The organism is Gilliamella sp. A7, assembly GCF_002142015.1.
In the GTDB taxonomy this organism is placed as follows: Bacteria; Pseudomonadota; Gammaproteobacteria; order Enterobacterales; family Orbaceae; genus Gilliamella; species Gilliamella apis_A.
The window spans coordinates 1-26,573 of record NZ_NASN01000022.1; the positions used below are offsets into that span (position 1 = coordinate 1).

General features: G+C 34.2%; 19 protein-coding genes. 11 read left to right on the forward strand and 8 right to left on the reverse strand.

Annotation, left to right across the window (positions count from 1 at the left end; genetic code table 11):
- The first annotated feature begins 497 nt into the window (after window positions 1-497).
- The gene (locus B6D18_RS07065; protein WP_086363805.1) at window positions 498-1,286 is read left to right on the forward strand and encodes a hypothetical protein; all 789 of its coding nucleotides are present in this window, start codon (window positions 498-500) and stop codon (window positions 1,284-1,286) included.
- A 787-nt stretch (window positions 1,287-2,073) separates the two neighbouring features.
- Here B6D18_RS07065 and metG read toward each other — a convergent pair.
- On the reverse strand, window positions 2,074-4,101 hold the full coding sequence (gene metG, locus B6D18_RS07070) for a methionine--tRNA ligase (protein ID WP_086363806.1): 2,028 nt from the start codon (window positions 4,099-4,101) through the stop codon (window positions 2,074-2,076).
- 252 nt (window positions 4,102-4,353) lie between these two features.
- Here metG and apbC point away from each other — a divergent pair, with 252 nt between their 5' ends.
- Complete coding sequence (apbC, locus tag B6D18_RS07075; protein ID WP_086363807.1) at window positions 4,354-5,421, forward strand: iron-sulfur cluster carrier protein ApbC; 1,068 nt, start codon at window positions 4,354-4,356, stop codon at window positions 5,419-5,421.
- Window positions 5,422-5,497: 76 nt separating this feature from the next.
- Here apbC and B6D18_RS07080 read toward each other — a convergent pair whose 3' ends face one another.
- Window positions 5,498-6,238, reverse strand: a complete 741-nt coding sequence (locus B6D18_RS07080; RefSeq protein WP_086357467.1) for a phosphatase PAP2 family protein — start codon at window positions 6,236-6,238, stop codon at window positions 5,498-5,500.
- Window positions 6,239-6,505: 267 nt separating this feature from the next.
- A complete protein-coding gene (locus tag B6D18_RS07085) occupies window positions 6,506-6,859 on the reverse strand; it encodes a DMT family protein (protein ID WP_086363808.1) in 354 nt (117 codons plus the stop codon).
- A gap of 194 nt (window positions 6,860-7,053) precedes the next feature.
- Here B6D18_RS07085 and B6D18_RS07090 point away from each other — a divergent pair, with 194 nt between their 5' ends.
- Window positions 7,054-8,220 carry a sugar transporter gene (locus tag B6D18_RS07090; protein WP_371328884.1) on the forward strand — a complete coding sequence of 389 codons (1,167 nt, stop codon included), beginning with the start codon at window positions 7,054-7,056 and terminating at the stop codon, window positions 8,218-8,220.
- Between the two features lie 27 nt (window positions 8,221-8,247).
- Here the strand turns inward: B6D18_RS07090 and B6D18_RS07095 are convergent, their stop codons facing one another.
- Window positions 8,248-10,182, reverse strand: coding sequence for an ABC transporter ATP-binding protein (locus tag B6D18_RS07095; RefSeq protein ID WP_086363810.1), 1,935 nt, complete (start codon window positions 10,180-10,182; stop codon window positions 8,248-8,250).
- A gap of 197 nt (window positions 10,183-10,379) precedes the next feature.
- Here B6D18_RS07095 and B6D18_RS07100 point away from each other — a divergent pair, with 197 nt between their 5' ends.
- Window positions 10,380-12,551, forward strand: coding sequence for a phage holin family protein (locus tag B6D18_RS07100; RefSeq protein ID WP_086363811.1), 2,172 nt, complete (start codon window positions 10,380-10,382; stop codon window positions 12,549-12,551).
- Between the two features lie 60 nt (window positions 12,552-12,611).
- Here the strand turns inward: B6D18_RS07100 and glyA are convergent, their stop codons facing one another.
- Window positions 12,612-13,868 (reverse strand): serine hydroxymethyltransferase, encoded by a 1,257-nt coding sequence (gene glyA / locus B6D18_RS07105; RefSeq protein WP_086363812.1) that lies wholly within the window; start codon window positions 13,866-13,868, stop codon window positions 12,612-12,614.
- A gap of 369 nt (window positions 13,869-14,237) precedes the next feature.
- Here glyA and B6D18_RS07110 point away from each other — a divergent pair, with 369 nt between their 5' ends.
- Window positions 14,238-15,164, forward strand: coding sequence for a TIGR01212 family radical SAM protein (locus tag B6D18_RS07110; RefSeq protein WP_086363813.1), 927 nt, complete (start codon window positions 14,238-14,240; stop codon window positions 15,162-15,164).
- 513 nt (window positions 15,165-15,677) lie between these two features.
- On the opposite strand, the gene B6D18_RS07115 is transcribed toward B6D18_RS07110, so the two are convergent.
- Window positions 15,678-16,163: a hypothetical protein gene (locus B6D18_RS07115; RefSeq protein WP_086363814.1), complete on the reverse strand. Its 486-nt coding sequence runs from the start codon at window positions 16,161-16,163 to the stop codon at window positions 15,678-15,680.
- A 273-nt stretch (window positions 16,164-16,436) separates the two neighbouring features.
- On the opposite strand from B6D18_RS07115, the gene B6D18_RS07120 reads away from it, so the two are divergent.
- The 3 genes from B6D18_RS07120 to B6D18_RS07130 are packed head-to-tail and all read left to right on the forward strand — an operon-like array spanning window position 16,437 to window position 19,992.
- The gene (locus tag B6D18_RS07120; protein ID WP_086363815.1) at window positions 16,437-17,558 is read left to right on the forward strand and encodes a glycosyltransferase family 4 protein; all 1,122 of its coding nucleotides are present in this window, start codon (window positions 16,437-16,439) and stop codon (window positions 17,556-17,558) included.
- Window positions 17,551-18,354 (forward strand): lipopolysaccharide core heptose(I) kinase RfaP, encoded by an 804-nt coding sequence (rfaP, locus tag B6D18_RS07125; protein ID WP_086363816.1) that lies wholly within the window; start codon window positions 17,551-17,553, stop codon window positions 18,352-18,354. The genes B6D18_RS07120 and rfaP overlap by 8 nt, the downstream gene beginning before the upstream one ends.
- 15 nt (window positions 18,355-18,369) lie before the next feature.
- The gene (locus B6D18_RS07130; RefSeq protein ID WP_086363817.1) at window positions 18,370-19,992 is read left to right on the forward strand and encodes a DUF2813 domain-containing protein; all 1,623 of its coding nucleotides are present in this window, start codon (window positions 18,370-18,372) and stop codon (window positions 19,990-19,992) included.
- A gap of 72 nt (window positions 19,993-20,064) precedes the next feature.
- Here B6D18_RS07130 and ettA read toward each other — a convergent pair whose 3' ends face one another.
- Window positions 20,065-21,732 carry an energy-dependent translational throttle protein EttA gene (ettA, locus tag B6D18_RS07135; RefSeq protein ID WP_086320926.1) on the reverse strand — a complete coding sequence of 556 codons (1,668 nt, stop codon included), beginning with the start codon at window positions 21,730-21,732 and terminating at the stop codon, window positions 20,065-20,067.
- A gap of 221 nt (window positions 21,733-21,953) precedes the next feature.
- On the opposite strand from ettA, the gene B6D18_RS07140 reads away from it, so the two are divergent.
- Window positions 21,954-22,823, forward strand: coding sequence for a YcxB family protein (locus B6D18_RS07140; RefSeq protein WP_086363818.1), 870 nt, complete (start codon window positions 21,954-21,956; stop codon window positions 22,821-22,823).
- Window positions 22,824-22,879: 56 nt separating this feature from the next.
- Here B6D18_RS07140 and nfsB read toward each other — a convergent pair whose 3' ends face one another.
- Window positions 22,880-23,524, reverse strand: coding sequence for an oxygen-insensitive NAD(P)H nitroreductase (gene nfsB / locus B6D18_RS07145; RefSeq protein WP_086363819.1), 645 nt, complete (start codon window positions 23,522-23,524; stop codon window positions 22,880-22,882).
- Between the two features lie 725 nt (window positions 23,525-24,249).
- Between nfsB and B6D18_RS07150 the strand changes: the two genes are divergently transcribed.
- On the forward strand, window positions 24,250-24,429 hold the full coding sequence (locus tag B6D18_RS07150) for a hypothetical protein (protein ID WP_144063962.1): 180 nt from the start codon (window positions 24,250-24,252) through the stop codon (window positions 24,427-24,429).
- A 590-nt stretch (window positions 24,430-25,019) separates the two neighbouring features.
- The gene (gene leuA / locus B6D18_RS07155) at window positions 25,020-26,567 is read left to right on the forward strand and encodes a 2-isopropylmalate synthase (protein WP_086363821.1); all 1,548 of its coding nucleotides are present in this window, start codon (window positions 25,020-25,022) and stop codon (window positions 26,565-26,567) included.
- Window positions 26,568-26,573: the final 6 nt, after the last annotated feature.

The window sequence follows — 26,573 nt, forward strand, 5'->3', positions numbered from 1 at the left end:
CTTATTAGCTATTTTAAAATAAAGACAACACCCAAGTTAAAGGTATTGACGAATAACCTTAATTATTACTCATATCATCATGATACTCACTCGCTTCAAGGTCATTTTTACTTTGCTTAAGTATTCAATTTTTCTCCAAAATTTGTTTGCATAACACATATCGCCAAGTATTACACTATCTAACGCTTTTACTTTCCTAGTTTACCCTTAAACTCACCAGCCCATTATTTGTTCCATACAAATAACAAACTTACCAAGTATTGCTATTTGTAAGGCGATAAATAATTCACACCAAGTCCATTGGGAGAATTACCATGTTTAGATTTTATTTTTTAAAACATTACTAGTGAGTTACTAAGTAATTTATAGTTTAAAAACACCTTTCCTGAAAATTTAACACCATTTGCAAAAAAAAGTAATCACATAATTAAATTCAATAAAAAAATACCAGCAAAAAAGTAAAAAAACCTTTATGATATTTTTTGAGGGGAAATAAAATGATGAAAAAAATATTAATTATAATTACAGCTTGTTTAGTTTTATGTGCTTGTAAAGATCAAAAAAATACTGAAAGGCAAATATTACTTTCGAACAATTATAGCCAAATATGGTGTTCTGATTTTGCACCTAATAGTATCCCAATTAAGAAGCAAAAAATAACCAAGATTGATGTCGAAAATAACATAGAAGAAATTACAACCATTGAATCTAATTCAGATGGTTTTATTACTGCAGTATTCATAAATGAAGATAAAATAATTGGTGTAGACTATAAAAATTCCAATATTAAATTAATGATTAAAGATAAAACATTATCAAGTTTTCAACTTACACTAGATGAAAATAAGAATATTATAAATTTATTCAATGATCAAAATAAACAAGTCTATGATACTGAGTTAGATGAAAAAGGAAGAATATCAAAGTCAGAAAATAAAATATGGGAAAATAACGCTATTGAACAATACACTTATCTTAAAGATAGACTAGATATTTACTCTCTAGAACAAGAAGAAAAAGCAATAAACAATGTTTCATTAGGATCTTCAATAAAAACATACTATTTTTATAACCAACAAAACCAGTTGATCAAATCTGTAACTCAAAATTTTATTCTTATTGATAAGAAAAAACTAAGTAATATCATTCGTCCTAAGGGTTTAAGAGAAAGTAAAATAACTTGTTTTTATTTATCACATAACCAATATGGTGATTGGACAGAGTCTTTCTGTTTAAATAGATTTAAACAGAAAAATAAGTCAGTTAGCCGAGTTTTAGAATATTAATTTATATTTAGTTAAAAAATAGGTTTTAAAAGGAAGCTTTCTTTAGCATAGCCAATTAAAATCAACTACAATTGCTAAGTTTATTATTAGTTTAAAGTGCCTAAAACCCCGTTCCTCAATTTTTCTGTTTGATGAGTTTCGGACGTTTTGTTATTTGATGATTATTTCTATATGGCGATTACGTCCGAGTAAAGAGGGTTGAAACGAACCCTCTTTATTAACTTTCGCAACGACCACTCAAGAGGTCACGATGTGACTACCTTCCGCCTTCATTCGCTCTTAACGCATCAGCTGTATTTGTTCATGACAAAAAACAGCCTTGCCAAACATCCCTGTTTACCATGCTAACCTCTCTCAGTTGTCAGTACATTGCTAATGTCGCTTAATAAAACTCACCAAACTGATTTATCAAAATAAACTTTTATTATTGGCCCTAGCTTATGTTATAACTAGTTTTAGTGATTTATCGGATGGATTTTAGTCTTCAAAAACCCCGTTCCTCAAATTTTTTATTTAAATCCTGAAATATTTTGACAATATATGATGAAAACTATAGTGACTAGTTGGTTATTGGCTCTTGAATATTATCGATATTCTGATAACTATAGCAATAAAATGGGATCTTATTCGGGTAGAAGGCAAAACTAAAATGGTTGCAACTTATTGTTTTAACAAACAATCAATTGAGTAACAGAACAAACTTATATTTGTAATATTATTTTACTTAAGTATCTTAACAAGCCTAATAGCTTGTTAAGATGCAGATTAAAGAATTGATAAAATATCTTTACGAGATTCGCATCCCCGGTTTAGCACCACTATCTGGTGATAATAGATAAACACCTTCATTATCATCTTTACCACTAGCACAAAGTACCATACCCTCTGAAACACCAAAACGCATTTTACGAGGTGCCAAGTTGGCAATCATAATAGTCAAACGGCCAATTAATACTTCAGGTTCAGGATAGTATTGTTTAATTCCTGAAAAAACATTACGGGTTTCATCACCAATATCTAACGTTAATTGCAATAATTTATCTGAACCTTCAACAAAACTAGCGTTTTTGATTAAGGCAACGCGCATATCTACTTTAGCAAAATCGTCAAAATTTATAGTTTCCGCAATTGGTTCGGCTACCTTTTCTTTTGCTGGTGTAGTTGCTGCCGCTTGCTGTTTAGTTTCTTCAATCATGTTATTAATTTTATCCATATCAATTCGGTTGAATAACGCTTTAAAACTGTTAATTTTATGACCGGTTAAGGCTTTATTTATTGTATGCCATTCTAATTGACTATTTAAAAATGCTTCACTACGTTCAGCTAATGAAGGTACGATAGGTTTTAAATAGGTCATTAATATACGGAATAAATGGATCCCCATAGAACAAATATCTTGTAATTGCTGATCTTGATCCTGTTGCTTAGCAACCACCCACGGCGCTTTTTCATCAATGTAGCGGTTTGCTTCGTCAGCTAAAGCCATAATTTCACGTACCGCTTTACCTGATTCTCGTTTTTCAAAAGCATCAGCAATAACTTGCGATTTTTCCACAAATAAGGCGTAAAGTTCTGGTGCAGCAATATTATCAGATAATTTGCCGTCGAATCTTTTACTAATAAATCCAGCCGATCGGGATGCGATGTTAACCACTTTATTCACCAAATCGCTATTAACTCGTTGAACAAAATCTTCGAGATTAAGATCAATATCATCAATATGTGGCGATAATTTAGCAGCATAATAGTAACGTAAGCAATCTGGATCCAAATGTTTTAGATAGGTACTTGCTTGAATAAAAGTACCTCGTGATTTTGACATTTTAGCACCATCAACGGTTACATAACCGTGTACAAAAATATTTGATGGTTTGCGATGTTCACTACCATCTAGCATTGCTGGCCAAAACAAACTATGGAAATAAACAATATCTTTACCAATAAAATGATAAAGCTCGGTCGTTGAATCTTTATTCCAAAACTCATCAAAAATCGCTTTATTATTTTTATTACAATAATTAAGGAAAGAGCCCATATAACCAATTGGAGCATCTAACCAAACATAAAAATATTTACCTGGCGCATCAGGAATTTCAAAACCAAAATATGGTGCATCACGGCTGATATCCCAAGGTTGTAAACCAGCTTCAAACCATTCTTGCATTTTATTAGCAACTTGTTCTTGTAAAGTCCCTGAACGTATCCAAGTTTGTAACATTGTGGCAAACTCAGGTAAATCAAAGAAGAAATGCTCAGATTGTTTCAAAATTGGCGTCGCACCAGAAACAACCGATTTAGGATCAATTAAATCAGTAGGATTATAAGTAGCACTACAAACTTCACAATTGTCACCATATTGGTCTGCGGCTTTACAACGAGGACATGTACCTTTTACAAAACGATCAGGTAAAAACATCTGTTTTTCAGGGTCGAACAGTTGTGAAATAACCTTCGTTTTAATATAACCATTCGCTTTTAAACGTTTATATATTTGTTCTGATATTTCACGATTTTCAGGGCTATGGGTTGAATGATAATTATCAAAACTAATGTTAAATCCGGCAAAATCACGTTGGTGTTCGACTTTTACTTCAGCGATCATCTGCTCAGGAGTAATGCCTAATTGCTGAGCTTTTAGCATAATCGGCGTTCCATGTGCATCATCGGCACAAATAAAATAGATTTCATTACCACGCATGCGCTGGTAGCGAACCCATACATCAGCTTGAATATGTTCAAGCATATGACCTAAGTGAATTGAACCGTTTGCGTATGGAAGCGCACAAGTCACCAATATTTTGCGTTGAGTTGTCATATTAAATTATTACCTTTAATTTCATAATGGCAGAAATAGTACAACAATCGTGTGATTATCGCTAGATTTATGCCATAATTTGCCTAAATTTCTTTTTCAAACCAATCAATTTTGAACTGGTTATATTTTATTTGAATGTAACAAAGATAATTTTGTAATTTATTCTCCATTAAAGTTATTGATAATATCTATAACAAATTGAAGTAAAATAACTAAATATATACCAACGAGTTAGATACAAGGTCTATTAATATGGAAGCAAAAAAAATTCTTGAGAATTTTCGTCACCCTACTTTACAGAAAAATTTGATTGAACTTGGGGCTATTTCCCAATGTGAACGGGTTAATCAAGAACTAATGATTAGCTTGACCATGCCTTTTGCTTGGCAAACTGGTTTTGAAGATCTGAAAACAACAGTTACTCCATTATTACTTGAATTAGATGATGTTGAAAATGTGAATTGGAATATTAACTATAATATCGCCACATTAAAGCGAGCAAATAGTCATCATGCTATTAATAATATCAAAAATATTATAGCGATAAGTTCAGGTAAAGGAGGCGTTGGTAAATCCTCAACTGCGGTTAATTTAGCTTTAGCGTTACAAAAGCAAGGGGCTAAAGTGGGTATTTTAGATGCTGATATTTATGGCCCTTCTATTCCAACAATGCTTGGTACCGAAAAAGAACAACCATTAACACCTGACAACAAACATATGTCAGCAATTATGGCTTATGGTCTTGCTAGTAATTCAATTGGCTATTTAGTTGATGCCGATGGTGCGATGGTCTGGCGAGGACCAATGGCAAGTAAAGCACTTTTGCAGATTTTACAAGATACACTCTGGCCTGAACTTGATTATTTGGTTATTGATATGCCACCAGGCACTGGTGATATCCAATTAACATTGGCACAAAACATTCCTGTTACAGCAGCAGTTATTGTTACCACACCACAAGATATTGCCTTAATTGATGCACAAAAAGGCATCACGATGTTTAATAAAGTGAATATTCCAACCATTGGTATTATTGAAAATATGAGTTATCACATCTGTGAAAATTGCGGTCACCATGAAGCAATTTTTGGTGAGGATGGTGCTAAGCGTCTAGCTGAAAAATACCAAACAAAATTACTTGGTCAAATGCCGCTGCACCGTTTATTACGCCAAGATCTTGATTCTGGACAACCAACGGTAGTCAGTCATCCTGATAGTGAATTTACGCAATTATATTGTAATATTGCCGCACAAGTTGCTAGTCAACTGTATTGGCAAGGAGAAACAATTTTGCCGGATATATCATTTAAGGCGCTATAACGGAAATTAATATTGGTTGTTAAAGGATAACAACCAATATAAGAAAATGATTTAGTTACCTACAAACACCCTATAGCTATTGAAATTGATTCAGTTCAGCTTTTGCTTTAGCTAATTGTTCAATAAATGCAGAATTAGTATGTAATTGGGCAACTACTGCCGCCGCCATGACTCTTGCTGCATCAATGTCACTTTGCCAATGATAACCACAAATAACTCGGCTTTCACCAACTTCGTAACCTCGTTTTAAAATTTCATTTTGCCGTGCAGGATTAATTTCAGCTAAGACCAATGCTATAGCAAATCCCATTGTGGTATGACCAGAGGGATATGAACCATTGGTCGATAACGTTTTTTCGTCTTCAGGGCGACATGTCGGTTCATTAAAAAATGAAAACGGTCTGATGCGGTTGTAATATTGTTTAGCCGATCGAGTAGCAAGATCACCAGCATCTTCTTTCATTGTGGTAATAAGTTTATAAATTTCAGGCGAGCTATCAATTGAAATATCATATCCAAAAGCGGCTGAAAACTGTTTAGTAACATTATCTTTACTCGAATCAGCATCAAGATAAGCTTGTTTACCTCGCTCAGTATTTCGCATGGATTTTCCCCAATCATACATGGCTTTATCTCTTAAAAAATCAACGCTATTAAATGCTGGTGGTGGCGGTAATAAATGTAAACTATCTGGTGCTTGTTCTTGGGTAAGATAAAAATCATTCGGATTTGTGGTTACATCTTTAACCTCAATGGCATGGACACTAAAACAAAATAAAATAGATACTACTAATGAATATAAAAACTTTTTACGCATAAATATCTCCTAAGTACTATTTTAATTAATGATAACAACGCAACTTAATAGAACCAATAAAGAAACGGCAAGTTTTATATGTAATGGGATTAGCAATAATTATTATAAATATAGCACTATTTGATAATAAAACAGTAAACATTAGTTAGCAAAAATCTTGTTATGAATAACAGCACATTACTATTTATTACTTAAGATTTTTGATAACCGAATAATTTATGAGATGAATAAACAAGTTGTATAATATTCCGACTATGAATATCGTTATTAAGCGATAATTTTATCCTTGAACATAAAAAACACTGCGCCGAGCAAACATAAACCAGCCCAAATATAATCGGTTTTAAATGGTTCTTTTAGAATGTAAACTGAGAAGGGAATAAATACAGACAAGCTAATCACTTCTTGAAGTATCTTTAATTGCCCTGCACTAGCGACTTGAAAACCAATCCGGTTTGCAGGGACTTGTAGTAAATATTCAAACAGTGCAATACCCCAACTGATAAATACGGCGACAATCCAAACTTGATTATGCAAAAACCGTAAATGACCGTACCAAGCAAAAGTCATAAAAATATTACTACAGGTTAGTAGGCAAACTGTGATCAAAAGTTGATTCATGATATTTAATCGAACGATTAATTGTAGGTGGCGATATTATATACCTTTATATGTTTTAATGTCGCAAAATAGCTCACTGATTAAACAAAAAAATTACTAATTTAATCTGATGATTTATTTGTCATCGTTGTTTAATAGTCGATAATATTCAGCTATAATCAGCTTATTGAATCTCAATCCCTTCTACAACATTAATCATGAATAATGCTAATAAACGGTCTCGAATCTGGTCGTCGATTCTCTGCCTTGCCCTTGCTGCGTTTATATTCAATACCACAGAGTTTGTACCAGTTGGATTACTGCCGAATATTGCTGAAAGTTTTTCGATGGATGTCGCGCATGCCGGACTATTATTAACTATTTATGCTTGGGCTGTATCGTTATTATCTTTACCTTTAACGGTATTAACCGCAAAAATGGAACGCCGTAAGCTACTTATATCTCTATTTTGTTTATTTATTGGTAGTCACATCTTAGCTGGCTTTGCTTGGAGTTTTTATAGTTTAATGGTTGCTAGAATAGGCATTGCTTGCGCCCATGCTGTATTTTGGGCAATTACCACGCCTTTAGCGGTTCGATTAGCACCTAATGGTAAAAAAGCTAAAGCAATGGGCTTTATTGTAGTTGGCACCTCAATGGCAACAGTATTAGGGATTCCTATTGGGACAATGATCGGCCAATTGGTTGGCTGGCGAGTCACATTTTTATGTATCGGGTTTATTGCATTTTGTGTAATGGCTTCATTACTTTATTTATTACCGTCTGTTCCTAGTATGAACACAATTTCACTAAAAGCCATTCCTAAAGTACTTAAACGACCTGTATTACTAAACATTTATTTGTTAACTGCTATTATTATTACCGGCCATTTTACCGCTTATACTTATATAACGCCATTTATGCTTAATGTTGGCGGTTTTAGCGAACAAATTGTCGTGAGCTTATTATTAGCTGTCGGTTTTTCAGGCATGATAGGTAGTTTAATTTTTGCTAAATATGCCGAACCGCACCCAACCGCCATCTTAGTTATGCAGGTGATATTATTAATTATCTGTTTATTATCGCTTTATGTTTGTTCTTTTAGTCTCATAACCGCAATACTACAAGGTATGGTTTGGGGGCTTGCGATTACTATTATTGGTATGGTGATGCAGAGTAAAGTTATTGATGCTGCACCTGATGCAGCCGATATTGCGACCTCAGTTTATTCAGGTATTTATAATATCGGTATAGGCGGTGGCGCCTTTGTCGGCAGCCAAGTATTGGTTTACTTATCCACCCATTATATTGGCTTTGTTGGTGCTATTTTTGTGATTATTGCCCTAATACTCTTTTACTTTCTCTCAAGAAAAACTTGGTAGCCATGAATAAGCGCTCACATTGAGCGCTTATTGAGTCAATGCTTCTAACTGTTCCCAACGTTCAAATACCACTTCAAGCTCAGCTTCTTTATCGGCTAAAGATTGCAATATTTGACTCGTTACTTCATGAGGTTGATTGAAGAAATCACTATGGCCTATTTGTGCTTGAAGATCCGCAATAGCTGTTTCTAATTCCTCGATTTTATTAGGTAATTGGGCGAGTTCTCGTTGTTCGTTATAACTTAATTTAACCTTCTTTTTAACCGCTTGATCTGACGTTTGGTTTTGACTATTGGTTTTGTTGATATCACTTTTAGCTGATTCATTGATCTTACTACTGGTGACATGATTACTCACTGGTTTAGCCTGCTGTTGTTGCTGTAAAGCATCAGTATAACCACCAGCATAAATACCAATTCGGCCTTGTTCTTCAAAAAACCAACACTGAGTGACCACATTATCGACAAATTGTCTATCATGGCTGACTAATAAAACCGTTCCTTGATAATCATTCACAAGTTCTTCTAATAGCTCTAAAGTTTCAATATCAAGGTCATTAGTTGGTTCATCAAGCACCAATAAATTACTTGGTTTTAAAAATAATTTTGCTAATAGTAAACGATTTCGTTCACCACCCGATAGTGCTCTAACCGGTGTTCGAGCTCGTTTTGGTGGAAATAGGAAATCTTGTAAATAGCCAAGCACATGTCTTGAGCGACCATTTACCATCACCTCTTGCTTACCTTCTGCAAGGTTATCCATAACGGTTTTTTCTGGATCAAGCTCTAATCGATATTGATCAAAATAAGCCACTTCAAGTTTGGTTCCGCAATGAACACTTCCTGAGGTCGGTGCTAAACTACCTAGCATCAGTTTTAATAATGTGGTTTTACCAATACCATTGGGGCCAATTAAAGCAATTTTATCACCACGTAACACTTGTACCGTGAAGTCCTTAACTAACACTTTATCATCGATTTGATAACTGACATTATCTAGCTCAAAGACAATTTTTCCTGAACGCAGTGCTTCCTCGATCTGCATTTTTGCATTGCCCATAACTTGACGACGCTGTGAATATTCTTGTCTCATCGCTTTTAATGCTCTCACTCTACCCTCATTACGAGTTCGACGAGCTTTAATACCCTGACGGATCCAGACTTCTTCCTGTGCTAACTTTTTATCAAATTCGGCATTTTGTAACTCTTCAACACGCAGCGCTTCTTCTTTACCTAACAAATAACTGTCATAGTCACCGCCCCAAGAAGCAACCTTACCGCGATCTAAATCAATAATCCGAGTCGCCATTTGCCGAATAAAGGATCGGTCATGCGATATAAAAACAATACTGCCATTAAAGCTTTTTAAAAACTCTTCCAGCCATTTAATAGTATCAATATCTAAATGGTTAGTTGGTTCATCCAATAACAGTACTGATGGTTGGCAAACTAGTGCCTTTGCTAATGCTGCTTTACGCAACCAACCACCCGATAACGAAGACAATAATGCCTCACCATCTAACGATAATGAGGAAATGACATTACGAATACGATTATCCAATTGCCAACCATTTTGGTGATCAAGCTGTTCTTGCATTTTAGCTAATTTAGATAGATTACTCTCACTTGGATCAGTTTCAACCAAGTGTGACAATGCATAGTAATCTTTTAATAATTGCGCTTGTTCTTTTAAACCTTCCGCAACAAAATCAAAAACATTTCCTTGAATATCTCGAGGGGGGTCTTGCTGCAATCGAGAGACAATAACATTGTTTTCATAAACAATTTGTCCTTCATCGAGCGGTACTTCTTTATTCAGCACTTTTAGCAGAGTTGATTTACCGGCACCGTTACGACCAACAAGACAGACTCGCTCGTTAATTTCTATAGACATATCAATATGATCAAGAAGTGGCGCATCACTAAATGATAAATAAGCATTGGTAAGATTAATTAATGACATATTTGTGGTTTTTATTTGGATATTAAATAATAAGGCGGTATTCTATCATAAAGTTGTGGTTGGCCACCAAAATCAATTATCAAAGATACAATTAGCGGCTCTTAAATGTGAGCATTCCAATTCTCTTCAAAAAAATAAATACTGTTATAATTATTAATAATTGAATATATTAGTAATATTTCGGTATGGAGGTGATTATGAGTCATACTTGGACATTTCAACGTGTTGGTGGATTAGATCAAGTCGTATTACAAAATGCCAATGACATTATCAATTTACCCAATTTAGATCCTAAATTATGGGTTGCACTCAGTTGCCCAACAACAGGGCTAGATTTTGATCAAAGAACATTACAACTATTAGATTCAGATAACGATGATCGCATTCGTATTCCCGATATTCTAGAGGCAATTAATTGGCTTAAAGATAAAATAGTTTCTTTTGACAATATTGTACAATCATCACAAACTTTGCCATTATCACAAATTGATGATTCAAGCGAACAAGGTAAAAAATTATTAATTACCGCCCATAGCATTTTAGCGAATTTAAATAAAAGCCAAGCAGATTATTTAACGCAAGATGATGTGCAACAATCACTTAAGATTAATGCCAGCAAACTCTACAATGGTGATTTAATTTTTCCACCTTCAGCCGAATTATCGCCTGAGATGCAAAATTTTATTCTGGCAGCAATAAAAACAACTGGTGCGGAAAAAGATATAAGTGGTCAGGATGGAATTAATCTAGAGATTGCGCAAACTTTTTTTAAAAACCTAAAAAGTTGGCAAAAATGGCAAACCGATATCAGTAATACCCAAACTCCTTTTGGCGAAAACCGCTCAGAAATATGGAAATTAGTTCAAGAATTAAAGCCGAAAATTGATGACTACTTTCTGCGTGTTGAATTAGCACAATACGCACCTCAGGCACAAACGGCGTTAAATGTTGACGAGAAATATATTGTCCCAACCCAAAATGGTTTACTATCTGATGAAGCTTTATCTGAGCTACCTCTATCTAGAATTGATACCAATAACGCATTAGATTTGGTTAATGGCCTTAACCCACTGTGGAAAAGTAAAATCATTCGATTTAGAGATTTAATCGCTTCACACTTAGCCGATGCTAATCGGCTAACAGCACAAGAATGGCAAGATATTCAAACAGGTCTTAATGCTTACGCGACACTAATCAGTTCTAAACCTGATATGCAACAGTTAAGTGTTACAACTAAACCAACCATTAGCATTGAGGATCTTACTGGCAATCAAATCGCTAATTTAGTTAATGATAATTTACTAAATGAATTTGAAAACATGGTCGAACAGGATAACCAAACACCTATTTCAGCTTCAGATGTTTTTGTATTAGAAAAACTAGTATTATTTCAAAAACATCTCTATCGTTTATTGATTAACTTTGCTTCATTTGCTGAATTCTTTTCACTTGACCATTATGCGGCTTTTCAACTAGGTAAACTTTATATTGACGGTCGTTGTGCTACCCTCTGTGTTGCCGTAGAGAATATAGCTAAACATTCGACTATGGCTAATTATTCTGAACTATGTTTATTATATTGTGAATGTACAAGGCACGGTAAAAAACAGACAATTGCTGCAGCAATTACCGCTGGACAAGGTGATTTATTAATGGAAGGCCGCAATGGCGTTTTTATTGATAATGAAGGCAATGATTGGGATGCAAGTGTTGTTAAGCTGATTACTAAACCAATTAGTATCCAACAAGCTATTTGGGCACCTTATCAACGTATTGGCCGTTTAATTACTGAACAAATTAATAAATGGGCAAGCAATAAAGATGCTGACATTGAGAAAACCAGTACACAAGCGGTACAAAATCCAGAAAGCAAATTTGATATTGGTAAAAGTGTTGGTATCTTTGCAGCTATTGGTTTAGCTATTGGCGCCATTGGCACCGCTTTAGCAACTATTTTTCAAGCTATCTTCTCGCTTACATGGTGGCAATTCCCATTAGTGATTTTCGGCTTGTTCTTGATTATATCGGGACCATCTGTAATATTGGCTTGGTTAAAATTAAGAAGAAGAACACTTGGGCCATTACTTGAAGCTTCTGGTTGGGCGATAAATGGACAAGTTAAAATCAATTTACTGCTTGGTGGTCTGCTTACCAGTAAAGCCGAATTACCTGCCAATGCAAGACGTAATTTAACTGACCCTTTAAAAAAACGTAATAAAAAAGCGCGAATACTATTCTGGTCAGCAATTTTACTAGGCGTAGTAATCGTCGGTACGGCTTTTTGGTTTAAAAAAGATATTGCCAATTATTTTAAACAGCAACAACAGCTGTTAAGTCAGCAACAAAATAACACTACTGAAAAACAATAACAACTGTTGAATAATGCTTAATAATTTTTCGCCGACATTACGTCGGCGAATATTTTATGATTAATGTTGATAAACAGGTAATCGTCGGCAAATCGCCAACACTTTTTGTTTAACCGCTTGAATAGCTTGTTCGTCATCAATGTTATCTAATACATCACAAATCCAATTAGCTAATTCACGAGACTCTTCTTCTTTGAAACCACGACGAGTCACTGCAGGTGTACCAATCCGCACACCAGATGTTACAAATGGACTTTGCGGATCATTTGGCACACTATTTTTATTCACGGTAATATTAGCACTACCTAAAGCAGCATCAGCTTCTTTACCGGTGATATTTTTATCAACTAAATCTATTAAGAATAAGTGATTTTTTGTTTCACCAGAGACAACTTTATAACCACGTTTGATGATCACATCAACCATTGCTTGGGCATTTTTCACAACTTGTTGTTGATATTCTTTATAAGCTGGCTCCATTGCCTCTTTTAAAGCAACTGCTTTTGCCGCTATCACATGCATTAATGGACCACCTTGTGCGCCAGGGAATACAGCAGAATTCAATTTTTTGTAAAGTTCTTCACTACCACCTTTGGCTAAAATAAGTCCACCACGTGGTCCGCCAAGGGTTTTATGCGTCGTTGTCGTCACAACATGAGCAAAAGGCACTGGATTTGGATAAACACCAGCCGCCACCAAACCAGCCACATGAGCCATATCAACAAATAAGAAAGCGCCTACACTATCAGCAATCTCACGCATGCGCTGCCAATCAACTACACCAGAATAAGCAGAAAAACCACCTATAATCATTTTTGGTTTTGACTCTAAAGCAATTTTCGCTAATTGATCATAATCAATATGGCCAGTTTCGTCGACGCCATAAGCAACCACATTATACAGCTTACCTGAAAAACTGACTGGTGAACCATGTGTTAAATGCCCCCCTTGTGACAAATTCATGCCTAGCACCGTATCACCCGGTTTTAACAATGCCATATAAACAGCAAAATTGGCTTGTGAGCCAGAATGCGGTTGAACGTTAGCATAATCTGCACCAAATAGTTCTTTAGCACGCTCAATAGCTAACTGCTCAACAATATCAACATATTCACAACCGCCATAGTAGCGCCTACCAGGATAGCCTTCAGCATATTTATTGGTTAGTTGAGTACCTTGTGCTTGCATCACTCGTGGGCTGGTATAGTTTTCCGATGCAATAAGTTCTAAATGATCTTCTTGGCGTTGTTCTTCGCCTTTAATGGCATCCCATAACTCTCGATCATAATCGGCAATGGTCATTTGTTTACTAAACATATTGGCTCCTTGTAGGCAATTACATCAACGTAACGACTTGTTACAGTATTTAATTAGCACAAAAAAACATCATGAGCTACTATCCTTACTTAATCGACCTTTAATTTCAATCTTTTTTTGAAGTTATAAATAATATTTATAGACAGTTAGAATAATAATTAAAATGCTTTACAGCACAATATCATTTAGCCGACTAAAACCCTTTTCCTCAATATTTTTAAAACCATTATCATTGATAAATTATCTAGTTTGATAATGCAAACAATCTATTAGAGAATAATAATCTTATTAATCATTATCTCTAGCTCAATTGCAATTGAGTATCAGGAATATCTTGGTAGAATAAGCAAAAATTTTATTTGGTATAACATGCAACTTCATTTAGTCGTTAATACATTTGGTTCCGATCTACAACGTCGCTATGGCGAAAAAATCTATAAGCTCACTTTACACGGTGGTTTTAGCTGTCCCAATCGTGATGGTACCATTGGTCAGGGTGGGTGTACTTTTTGCAATGTAGCGTCAATCATTGATGAGTCTATACAGGTTAAATCAATTTCGCAGCAGCTTATGTCGCAAGCGCAACAGATGAAAAAATCTAAACGGTACCTTGCTTATTTTCAGGCTTATACTAGTACCTATGCTGAAGTTGAAATTCTTAAAAATATGTATGAAGAAGCGCTGAATAGTGCAGATATTGTCGGGCTTTGCGTCGGCACACGACCAGATTGTGTCCCCGATGAAGCTCTTGATTTGCTGGCACATTACCAATCCAGCGGTTATGAAGTTTGGTTAGAACTCGGATTACAGACCGCACATGACAAAACATTACACCAAATTAATCGAGGTCATACTTTTGCGGATTATCACCAAACGGTACAAAAAGCACGGCAATTAGGCATTAAAGTATGTACTCACCTTATTATTGGCTTACCCAAAGAGAATAAACCAGACAATCTCATCACTTTAAACAAGGTCTTAGACAGTGGCGTTGATGGTTTAAAAATTCATCCTTTACATATTGTTGAAGGCAGTATTATGGCCAAAGCATGGCGAGCTGGGCGGATCAATGTGTTATCTCTTGAAGATTATGTCGATATTGCCGGTGATATTATTCGACAAACACCAGCCAATATTTTATATCATCGGATTTCAGCCAATGCCAGAAAACCAACCTTACTGGCCCCTGATTGGTGTGAAAACCATTGGCAATCAATGAATGCAGTTGATCATAATTTACGACAGTTTGGTGCACAAGGTAGTGCTATTGGTGATACTTACTCTTTCAAACAATAAAATACCATCAACATGACAAAAATTTTGAGGAAAGCCTATTTTTAGTCCTTATAATTGCGATAACAATTACATTTGTTAACTAAATTATATAAATTTCCGCTTCAAAAACCCCCTTTCCTCAAATTTTTTAGCCGACATATTTACTCGTTAAATATTGAACTTATAAATTCAGCAAGATATTCCGAGGAAATAATTTTAGACTTTTATGACTAGCTATGAGTATACTTGTTGCAATAAAATTCGTGCAAAATAAGAGTATTAATCTTTGTTAATTACCACTAGGTAACCATGATGCAAACCAAACTTATTGCTATATTTAATTAGCATTTAGATTAACTTTATTTTTTAATTATGAATAACGAATTAAAATATAGCCATGTATCAGATGCGATATACTCATTAATTTGGCCGTTTTTTAAATTTAGTTGGTGTTAGAGTGAGTATCTAATAAATAATATCAAAAGCTTTATCAAACTACATTATAGATAAAGCTTATCTTAATACATTTAAAACTTATTTTGATTTTTTATCAAAGAATTGACTTAGATCTGTGTTTTCTGCTCGTTGAATTAATTTCTTATTTAATTCATCGTTAATTTGATTTAAAGTTTTTTGCTCATAAAAAGGCGTACAAATACAATAGTCATCGCCCGAACGTTGAATAATCAAAGCTGATGTAATACCTCTTAAAAAGATATAAAGGCCTAGTGGTAGCAAAAACGTCATTTCTATATTATAAAAACTTATGATGAAATGGATAATACCAATAATACCCAAGCCCATAAAAATCAATCCAATTAATAGTGCAATAAAATTATAGTGACGATATACCATTGAAGCACTAATATTGTTGATTGGAATATTTTGTTTAATATAACCTAATGGAATAATGCCTAATATGCTATTCGCTTGATTAAGTTGAATAAGATTATCATCAATTCCAATTGTAGACTTCATCCAAGGAAATAATAAAGATTCACTAATTTTATATATTGCCATTTCTTTTTACCTTATTGAGAAATATTTTTACTGTATAGCTTTAATTATTTAGATTTGTCAAAAACAGGCCTCATATTATCATTTTGATTTTTTATGTAAATTTTATTTTTTTTGTTTTTAATCAAAAAACAACTTTATTTATGTAATATTCTAATAAAATGTTTGATTTATAAAAACTAATTTTTTACATAAAAATTTGCTTGAACTTGAGTATTTTTGTACCTTTACTAACAACAAGTATATAATGATGTTTTATCATTTGAGATAATCTGCATGCAACTAGCTTTTTGTATTTATAAATTTTTCCCTTTTGGCGGTTTGCAACGCGATTTTTTGCAAATTGCTACTGCTTGCCAAGCTCAAGGTCATCAAATCCGTGTTTATGTATTGGATTGGCAAGGCGATAAACCGGCTGGTTTTGATATCATCATCGTTCCTAAAAAAGGATTATCTAACCATAGCCGTAATCAAGCTTATTACCATTGGGTAAAGGCTCACTTACAAAGCAATCCTGTAGATTGTGTGGTAGGCTTTAACAAAATGCCTGGATTGGATGTCTATTTTGCTGGCGATACATGTTTTGCTGAAAAAGCCGCACACAAAGGCTTTTTTTATAAACTGTCGAAACGTTGCAAACATTATTTAGCTTTTGAGCAGGCGGTATTTTCCCCTAGTTCACAAACTAAGATTATGGCGTTAACCAAACAACAGATTCAAGATTTTAAAAACCACTATCATACTCAAGATGAACGATTCTTTTTATTACCACCCGGCATTGCTTTAGATCGTAAATATAACATTGATGCCCCTAAAAAACGTGAACAATTTCGACAATCTAATCAAATTGGCCAAGATGATTTTATGATTGTGCAAATTGGCTCTGATTTTAAACGTAAAGGCGTTGATCGCTCTTTGAAAGCAATCGCAACCTTACCTAATGAACTAAAACAAAAAGTTATTTATTTGGTGGTTGGGCAAGATAAACCAGAGGCATATCAAAAATTAGCAGATGAATTAGGTATTGCTAAACAGGTGAGATTCTTCTCTGGTCGCAATGATATCCCTGATTTCTTATTTTCAGCTGATTTATTACTACATCCTGCAAGGCAAGAAGCGGCTGGTATGGTTTTGATTGAAGCGTTAGCGGCAGGGGTTCCAGTGATCGTATCAGGTATTTCCGGATATGCTTATCACATTAGTCAAGCTAATGCTGGTATTGTATTATCAGAACCTTATAAGCAAAACATTTTAGATCAAACGTTAGAACAATCAATTAGAGATAAAGATCAATGGGTTAATTGGCATAATAATGCCGTTGCTTATAGTAATAGTGAAGATTTATATCATTTAGCCCAACGAGCAGCAGACATTATTTTAGGATGTCATTATGAATGAAATTAAACTTAAATCCCCCTTTCAACAATTATGGCAAGGTAAAGATCCATTTAATGAAGTGGAATTAATTTCAGGTAAAGTTTACCGTGCAGTCAAACAACGTAAAACCCTTAATTTCCAATTAGAAGATCAATCATATTTCATTAAAATTCACCGTGGTACAACGGTAAAAGAGATTGTAAAAAACCTTATTTCGCTACGTTTACCGGTTTTAGATGCTAAACAAGAGTGGGATGCAATTCATCGTTTAGAACAAGTTGGTGTCAACACCATGGATGGGCGAGCTTTTGGACGGAAAGGATTAAATCCACTTACTCGGCATTCATTTATTATTACCAAAGACCTTAATCCGACTATTAGTTTAGAAGATTTCACTAAACCATGGCTAACCAACCCACCTAGCTATCATTTAAAACGCTCATTAACTATTTATTTAGCAAATATGACCGCTAAAATGCATGGTGCTGGCGTAAATCATCGTGATTGTTATTTATGTCATTTTTTATTGGATTTACCTTTGTTTGAAAATAATCAGCAAATAAAACTTTCTGTGATTGATCTTCATCGTGCACAAACACGTAAAAAAGTTCCAACTCGTTGGCGTGATAAAGATTTAATTGGGCTCTATTTTTCATCAACCAATATTGGACTTAACCAACGTGATATTTGGCGTTTTTTAAGAAACTATTTTAATAAACCAATTAAAACCATTTTGCGCAATGAACATAAATTAATTGATAGTGCTAAGCGAAAAGCTGAGCGCATCGCTAAAAGAACTGAAAAGTATCATCTTTAATCATAAGGAAATGACATGTTTATTGAACAAATTGATATCAAAGGGTTTAGGGGGATTAAGCAACTTTCATTAAGGCTTAATGCTAAATCTAGTGTACTTATTGGTGAAAACCAATGGGGTAAATCGAGTTTAATCAGTGCATTAAAATTGCTAACTCTTGATAATAAATTTTATCAATTTGTTAATTCAGATTTCTATTATGATAAAGATGATGGTAATCACATCTCAATAAATGTTGTTTATTGTGAATCTTATGCAACTCAATTAACCGAACAAGCTTATCAACCTTTGACAGCAGTTAGTTATCGCTCACCAGCAGATAATCTATATCGAATTACTTACCAGATTAATGCCAAAAAAAATGGTGATACTATTATCACTGAACATAATTTGCTGAATGAACATGGCGAAACGTTAAATCTGGATAATCCAAAATTATTAATCGCTATTTTGATTAACTTAAATCCGATCATGCCGCTAAAAAATTCAGTGAATGCTAAGGATTTACCTGTCACAAATGAACCTTTATCACAATACTTTATTGAACAACTATCTGATCAATTAAAAGCACACTCGGCACAATTAAGTCAAGATGAGCTTAATCGTGGCTTACAAGCTGCTCGTTCGTTATTAGAATACTATTTTGTTGATTCTCAAAAACGATTTAACTATAAACAATTAGTACAAAAAAGTAATCCAAAAACTGAAGATTGGAATTCGCTCGAACGAATCAATAATGTATTAGATGATTTAGATAATGATTATCTTCGTACCGCACTTTTAGGTATATTTGGTTCGATTGTTAATGCTAAAGGGGATAATCCTCTCTCTCATAGTTCAGTGCCAATTTTAGTTTTAGAAGAACCAGAAAGTCAGTTACATCCAATTATTTTATCGGTTGGCTTCCGACTGTTAAAAAATTTACCTACCCAAAAAATCATTACCTCTAACTCAAGTGATTTAGTTTCTCTGTTTCCATTAGAGAGTATTAACCGATTGATCCGCCAACCCGATCAAATTGTGAGTAAGTACATTGCTCCTCATTCATTAAGTGTTGGCGATAGCCGACGTATTTTGTTCCATGTTCTTTATCGACGCCCTACTGCGCTATTTGCCCGTTGTTGGTTGCTGGTTGAAGGTGAGACTGAAGTATGGTTACTCAGAGAGCTTGCCGAACAAAGTGGCTATCATCTAAGTTCAGAGGGGATCCAATTGTTAGAATTTGCACAATGTGGTTTAAAACCATTAATTCACTATGCCAACAAAATGGGGATCCGCTGGTACGTCATTACTGATGGTGATATGGCAGGAAAAAAATATGCTGAGACGGTACAATCACAATGTGCAACCGGCGAAAATTTAAATGACTATATCACCGTATTACCAGCCCGTGACATTGAAAATTTTCTATTTAAACATGGTTTTAGTCACGTATATAAATTAGCTGCTTATAATACCGTTGCTCATATTGATATGTCGGTACCAAAAATTATTCAAAAAGCGATCCACAAAAGTTCTAAACCAGATTTAGCGATTGCCGTTTGTGATGATGCAAAAGCTCGTGGTATTACGGCCATTCCTAAATTATTAACCGATACCTTCGCTAAGTTAGTTAAAACATCAAAATCATTGCTTTAAAAGTTGATTATATGGCTATGATAAGACAATCCGCCGATATCCATCGGCGGTAGATAAAATGGAGCTCAAAAGCTATTTGCTAATTCGTTTATATTTAGCTCGTTTAGGTTCAAGCGCCTCTGCCCCTAAGGTACGTTTTTTCCACTCTTCATATTCAGTAAAGTTACCTTCGAAGAACTCAACATGCCCTTCGTCTTGATAATCTAAAATATGAGTAGCAATACGGTCAAGGAACCAGCGGTCATGCGAGATGACTAATGCACAGCCCGGAAACTCTAATAACGCATTTTCAAGCGCACGCAAGGTTTCGACATCAAGATCATTAGTCGGTTCATCAAGTAATAGTACATTGCCACCAACTTGTAATAATTTAGCTAAATGTACACGCCCGCGTTCACCACCAGACAGCTCACCAACACGTTTTTGCTGATCAACGCCTTTGAAATTAAAGCGTCCAACATAGGCACGACTTGGGATCTCAAAATTACCAATACGCATAATATCTTGGCCATTGGAAATTTCATCCCAAACGGTCTTTTTATCATCCATGCTGTCACGGAACTGATCAACAGAGGCAAGTTGTACTGTGTCACCTAAAGTGATCGTACCTGAGTCCGGTTGTTCTTTACCTGATAACATTCTAAATAGCGTCGATTTACCAGCACCATTAGGCCCAATAATACCCACAATGGCTCCTTTCGGAATGCTAAAAGAAAGATTATCAATTAATACGCGATCGCCATATGATTTGGTTAAATTAGCCACTTCAATAACTTTATCACCTAAACGTTGCCCAGGTGGAATAAAGAGCTCGTTGGTTTCATTACGTTTTTGGTAATCATTGCTATTTAATTCTTCAAAACGCGCTAACCGTGCTTTGCTTTTTGCTTGACGACCTTTTGGATTTTGGCGTACCCACTCCAATTCTTTTTCAATTGATTTACGACGAGCTGATTCGGTTGCCGCTTCTTGAGCTAATCGCTGATCTTTCTGTTCAAGCCAAGACGAGTAGTTACCTTCCCATGGAATACCTTCACCACGGTCTAACTCTAAAATCCAACCAGCAACATTATCTAAGAAATAACGGTCATGGGTAACTGCAACTACGGTTCCTTCATAATCATGTAAAAAGCGTTCTAGCCAAGCGACAGATTCAGCATCCAAATGGTTGGTTGGTTCGTCAATTAATAACATATCTGGTTTTTCAAGCAATAATTGGCAGATAGCAACACGACGACGCTCACCACCTGATAAATTTTCAATCTTTGCATCCCAATCTGGTAGGCGTAAGGCGTCAGCTGCACGCTCTAATTGGTTATCAAGATTGTGGGCATCTTGCGATTGAATTATTGCTTCAAGCTCGGCTTGTTCTTTCGCTAATTTATCAAAATCGGCATCAGGATCGGCATAAGCGGCATAAACTTCATCTAAACGGGCCAATGCGTTTTTAGCATCACCAACAGCCTGTTCAATTGCTTCACGTACAGTTTGTTTAGGGTCAAGTTTAGGTTCTTGAGGTAAATAACCGATTTTAATACCTGGTTGCGGACGAGCTTCACCTTCAATCTCGGTATCTACTCCAGCCATAATTCGTAGTAATGTAGACTTACCTGCTCCATTTAAACCGAGAACACCAATTTTGGCTCCTGGAAAAAAACTTAAAGAAATATCTTTTAAAATATAGCGTTTAGGAGGAACAATCTTCCCCACGCGGTTCATGGTATAGACATATTGCGCCATAAAACATTATCCGTTTAATTAATTAAAACTAGCAAATAGTATTGCTATGTGATTGATGGCCTATATTGTAATGATTCTAGCTGTGTGGTCTAGGGTTATTTATGAATTATGTTATAAATATAGAAGGTCTATTAACTAATATTTAATTCAATATTCAATTAATATATGATTGTTTATTGAAAATTATGTATAAACATACTAAATAATTTATAAGGAATAAAATGGAAAAACAAACTGTAATTATTGAGTATTATGTTAATACCCAGTATTGGTTAGATGCTTATCATGCAAAATATGGCGTATTAGACCATGAGTTCGCGCAAAAATTGAATGATTCAACCCCAGATAATATGCGACACTTTACTATGTCGTTTAATAATGAAAAATTAGTCATTTTTAATAAAGATAAAAATGAAATCAACACTTTCTACTATCAAGATTTATATTGCATTAATAAAACTGAAAACGGCTATTTATTTTTTATCAATAATCAAGATTTTTATTTTGTTAGTCAACAGTCTTTCAAATCAGATGAACTAGAAATTATTCATGATTTTTTATGTGATTATTTAGGAAAAAATTTAGAAAACCAAATAGCAGAGATAAACAACTATAAAATGGATATTAATAGAATCTATTATTGCTTTTATTATTTATTGTTTAAAAAATCTATAATGACGCCTATTTATATACTTGTAATGTTTTTACCGTGCTATTTTTTGATAAAAGATTCTAGTAAGGCATTATTTTTCGTTTATTTTACAATTTTATATTCAATTGCAATCTACTTCAGTATTAAACCTGGTATTAAATGTTCAGCTAAGAATCAGTTTAAAACAACCAATGATTTTTTTCTTTATTCAAGAGTAATATTTTATGATGATAGATTTATAATGATAAACAAAAATCAAATAGGTATTAGTATAATCAAATATAGCCAACTTTATAAAATAAGAAAAGTGAAAAAAGGTTATCTTTTTCTTATAAATAGTTCTATGAGTTATCTATTTTATAATGAGGATTTTACACCCAAACAACGACAAGTTCTTGAAGATAATCTAATGCAATATAATAATTTTTATTCAAAATAACACTCGTGAACTTATCCCACTATTCATCTGGTGGGATAAGCTATAGCGACATTTTGTTATAAAAAAGTGAAGATTTGTTCTTCTGGTAAACGTGATTTTGGACGATGGGCATTACCATCATTTTCAGAGCGATAACCTAGTGTCGCAATGACTAAGCTTTTTAATCCTTTGCGTTTTAGATCTAAAATCTCATCCATTTTGTCACAATCAAAGCCTTCCACAGCGGTAGAATCAACCCCAATAGCAGCAGCGGCAAAAAGTAATTGCCCTAATGCTAAATAAGTTTGTTTACCTTCCCAACTCTGTTGGGACTCAATTGTTTTGCTGTTTTTAGTGACAAAGAAACGTCTTGACTCATCCTGAGTTTGTTTAAGCTCAGATGATGGTAATCGTCCATCTTTCTCTTCTTGGTTAAGCAAATTAACCAAATGGGCATCTTCTAAAGGTGATTTAATACAAAATAAAATAGTATGAGACGAATCGGTTACTCGTGGCTGATTAAATTCAGCTATAGCAGGTAAAATTTTATCTTTAGCTACATCATTATCAATAATATAAAAATGCCAAGGTTGTGAATTAACTGAAGACGGACTGTTTCTTAAAACAGTAAGTAACTGTTCTATTTTTTCTTTAGGAATTTTTTTAGTTTTATCATAATGTTTGGTGGTATAACGTTTTTGAGAAATTTCGACAATGTTCATCTGTTGACTCCATTTTTTTAATTGTGAGTAAATAGCAATTAGTATGAATTTTAAATCTGACTAATCAAATATCTTTGTCAAAATTACGATCTAACTACTTACAGGAATATAGCATTAATCAAATTTAATTAGTAGTCACTTAGTTATATCAATGGAACATTATTATACAAAAAAACTGTTTATTGAAACAATTCATCTATTCTTAAAGATAAAGATTATATAAGGTTTTTTTACTTTATATTATAATAACTTAATAAACAAACGAATTATTTATATTAAAAACGATTTAAATTATTATGGCCGGCTTTTGAGGCTACGTATTCGTTTAAGAACCTTACAATGGAAACTAAGTTAATTTAAGGGCATTATATTAGGTATAGAAAAAATGTTATTGTATCGAATAAGCCTATAGCGACAAAATTATATACATTTGTGGTAATGTTGTACTTATTTTGCAGCTTCCATTCCAAGTTACAGCCTTAACAGAAGTAAGCGTTTTGGCAATTAATGGTACCGCACCCTATATTTCACTCAATTAATATAAAACACCTTCCGATATTTCAGATTTACTCTGGATAGCAGTAAAAAAGACGGTAACCAAACTCAAACTACATCTTCAAATAGTAAACAAGCGCCAGTTGAAGATGCAAACTTAATTTATTATCGTCCTGATTTTAACTCTTCCCCTGAAGAACTAATTGACCGCCCTAAATCTATTGATACATTTGATAAAGTTATCACGTTGGTATCAGAATTATAAAAAGGAACCAGTAGAGCTCGAAACAATTCTAACTGACAAAAAATATTTTGAAGATAATGATGGTGATGATAATGAAGGATTTAAAGCGACAGGAACTTTCAGGCTAGAAATTAAAGATAATAACAATAATATCGTCAAGCTATAGTATAAATTAGACAGTTGTGCTGTCTATTATGCGTTAACTTTAGCGACTACTGATAATGAGTTCGTTAAATCAAAAAAATTAAGCAATATTGATAATTACTGGAATAACTTAAATAATAACCAAGAATGCAAGCAAGAACCGATAGATCAAAACCCGAAAGGAACTCAATTTTTTACAATTAATTTTAATGATGGCAGTATTAAAAAGTTGCCACAAGAAACACCGACACTTAGAGTCATTTGTAGAGTAGATTAATGCTTGAATGAACTATTTTCAATAAAATAGCTATATTATTTATAGCTGACTATTTGATTTAATCAATATTTATTCTTGACATTAGCACCTTTTTTTGATAGAAATAGTGTAAATATTTTATTCATAATATAATAGTTGAGATGTTAATGATTAAATGTACTAACCTCCTACTCAGCCTCCTCCTCGCATCATTGTGCGCGGATAGCTTGTGTGTGGAGTAAAAGTAATTTAATAATTAACTCAACAAATTAACAAGAACCCGCGCTAAAGTGCGGGTTTTTTTGTTTTCTTAACTTGAAATACCGAGATAGCGCTAAAATATAAAGGAAATAACAATGAGCGATCAAATTATTATTTTTGACACAACATTACGTGATGGTGAACAAGCGTTACAAGCAAGTTTAAGTGTTAAAGAAAAACTTCAAATAGCTTTAGCATTAGAAAGAATGCAGGTAGATGTAATGGAAGTTGGTTTCCCTATCTCATCTCCAGGCGATTTTGAATCAGTACAAACTATTGCTAAAACCATTAAAAATAGTCGTGTTTGTGCATTGTCTCGTTGTATTGATAAAGACATTGATGTTGCAGCTGAAGCTTTAAAAGTAGCCGATCAATTTCGTATTCATACATTTATGGCAACATCAACGTTACATGTTAAAGATAAATTAAAAATGACATTTGAAGATGTCGTTCAACAGGCTGTGCACTGTGTTAAACGTGCACGTAATTATACAGATGATGTGGAGTTTTCTTGTGAAGATGCAGGCCGTACCCCAATTGATAACTTATGTCGGATTGTTGAAGCAGCAATTCAAGCAGGGGCAACCACGATCAATATACCGGATACTGTCGGTTATACTGTCCCTTATCAATTTGGTGGCATTATTCATACCTTATTTGAACGTGTCCCGAACATTGATAAAGCGATTATCTCTGTTCATTGTCATGATGACTTGGGCATGTCGGTGGCTAACTCGATTAGCGCGATTCAAGAAGGTGCTAGGCAGATTGAAGGGGCGATGAATGGTTTAGGTGAACGCGCTGGTAATACAGCTTTAGAAGAGGTTATTATGGCGATTAAAGTCCGCCAAAATATTTTAAACGTTCATACCAATATTAATCATCAAGAGATCTATCGTACCAGTCAAATCGTCAGCCAAATTACCAACACTCCAATACCGTCTAATAAGGCGGTAATTGGTAGTAATGCCTTTGCACACTCATCAGGAATTCATCAAGATGGAGTGCTAAAAAATCGTGAAACCTACGAAATAATGACCCCAGAATCAATCGGTTTAAATCAAATTCAACTAAATTTAACCTCACGCTCAGGCCGAGCTGCAGTAAAACATCGTTTAGCTGAATTAGGTTATCAGGATAGTGATTATAATTTAGATCAAGTTTACCAAGCCTTTTTAGAACTTGCCGATAAAAAAGGCCAAGTTTTTGATTATGATTTAGAAGCATTGATTTTTATTAATCAACTTAAAGATGATGAAGAGCATTATGTATTGGATTATTTTAATGTACAATCTGGCTCTACTGTCGTATCAACTGCTTCAGTAAGTTTGATTATTGGCGATCAAAAATATTCAGATGCAGCAACCGGTAATGGCCCTGTTGATGCTGTTTATCAAGCGATAAATCGTATTACTGGCGAACCTATTTCAATTGTGAAATACCAATTAGCATCTAAAGGACAGGGTGAAAATGCCTTGGGCCAAGTCGATATCGTTGCCGAATATAAAGGACGTAAATTCCATGGAGTTGGGCTTGCTACCGACATTGTTCATTCATCAGCATTAGCATTAATTAATGTGTTAAATAATGTTTATAGAGCAAATCAGGTTGCAGAACAGAAACAGAAATTGCAGCAAGACTAAAAAGTA